The 1,670-nt window shown below is 38.3% G+C and carries 1 protein-coding gene; it reads right to left on the bottom strand.

The window, feature by feature from the left end; all coding sequences use genetic code 11:
• Positions 1-224: 224 nt before the first annotated feature.
• The gene (locus IQ228_RS25815; RefSeq protein WP_027404172.1) at positions 225-1,586 is read right to left on the bottom strand and encodes an NAD(P)/FAD-dependent oxidoreductase; all 1,362 of its coding nucleotides are present in this window, start codon (positions 1,584-1,586) and stop codon (positions 225-227) included.
• Between the last annotated feature and the right edge of the window lie 84 nt (positions 1,587-1,670).

The following is a 1,670-nucleotide window of genomic DNA, read 5'->3' as shown; positions in this document are numbered from 1 at the left end:
GTTACTATCTTAGTAGTATTTACCCAGATTTGATTGGTTTCTAATGATAGTGATTTATTGAAAATTGAAGAATTAAGTTTAGAAAATTGGTTACAGGCATAAGTTTTGTAGGTATTTAATTAGAAGAACTCAATGCCAAGAAATAAATCCCCGACTTCTCTAAGTAGTCAAGGATCTGGGTATTAAGTGTTTTTAGTTGAGCTACTTAATGCAAACCACAAGTGCTAGAGATTGACTGGTTGCTTATTTTTGTTAGGTTGGGAATCACTACCACTGTTAACAGGTTGTGTTGCTAAAAAAGCCTCTTTACCTGTAATCAAGCGAGAGCGCCGATTTCGAGTAATATAATTCCATGCCCACTGAATTACTACTACTAGTTTAGTGTCAAACTCAATTAAGAAATAGATGTGAATTACTAGCCAAAATACCCAAGCAATGAAACCTGTGAGTTTGATGAAGCCTAAATCTACAACGGCTAAATTTTGCCCAATCATTGCCAAACTACCTACATCATTGTATTTAAATTCTGGCAAAGTACGACCTTGAAGCCGTCGTTTGATGAGTTTACCTACATACTCTCCTTGTTGTTTGGCTACGGGGGCAACACCCGGTAAGGGTTTACCATTTTGATGGGAGAAATTAGCTAGATCTCCAATTACGAAAATGTTTTTATAATCCTTGATAGTCAAGTCAGGTTCTACAACTACTCTGGCAGAGAAATCGCACTCTACATCTGTGCGTTCTGCAAGGATTTTCCCCAAAGCCGAACCTTGCACACCTGCTGCCCACAAAATAGTTTTTGAGGGAATTTCTGTCAATTCACCGTTTTGCTTGAAAGTAACAATGTCATTTTCAATATTTGTGACTCTGGTTTGAGTATGTATAATCACACCCAATTTTTGTAAAGATTCTATTGCTACTTTCGATAATTCTGGGGCAATGTGTGGGAGAATGCGATCGCCTCCTTGCAATAGTAAAATTTTCGTTTCTGCGGTGTCAATGTTACGAAAATCTTCTTTGAGAGTTTGGTATGCTAACTCTGCGATCGCACCTGACAATTCTACACCAGTCGGACCTCCCCCCACAATCACAAAAGTTAACAAAGCCCGACGCTTTGCCGGATCACTTTCTTTTTCTGCGGCTTCAAATGCTGAAAATATCTGCCGACGCATTTCTATCGCATCTTCCACAGTTTTCAAGCCAGGGGCAATTTCTTTCCAATTATCCTTACCAAAATAGGAATGATTAGCACCAGTGGCTAGAATTAATGTATCATAATGTACGGATTCATCACCAAAAATAACTCGTTGCGCTTTGGGATCAATATTATTTACTTCTCCTAACAACACCTTTGTATTCTTACTTTTGCTGAATACAGATCGTAGTGGTGCAGAAATATCCGAAGGTGATAGGGTACCTGTGGCAACTTGATATAAAAGCGGCTGAAATAGGTGGAAATTACGTTTATCAATGAGAGTAACATTTACCTTCGCGTTCGCAAGAGCCTTGGCTGCATACAGTCCACCAAAGCCACCACCAACGATAACAATCTCATGTGGTGCATTCTTCTCATTGGGAACAACCATAAACAATATTTCCTTTTGTTAAGAGTCATGTAACCTTTCTTAACAAATATGTAACAATATTATAATATATTTTGCCGTCTATTT

The sequence above is a fragment of the Dolichospermum sp. LEGE 00246 genome, from assembly GCF_015207865.1.
In the GTDB taxonomy this organism is placed as follows: Bacteria; Cyanobacteriota; Cyanobacteriia; order Cyanobacteriales; family Nostocaceae; genus Dolichospermum; species Dolichospermum heterosporum.
This window is presented reverse-complemented; position numbering and strand designations above follow the sequence as displayed.

What these genes read in the sequence shown, in the direction of transcription:
- IQ228_RS25815 (WP_027404172.1), bottom strand. Translation starts at nt 1,586, where the DNA reads ATGGTTGTTCCCAATGAGAAGAATGCACCACATGAGATTGTTATCGTT.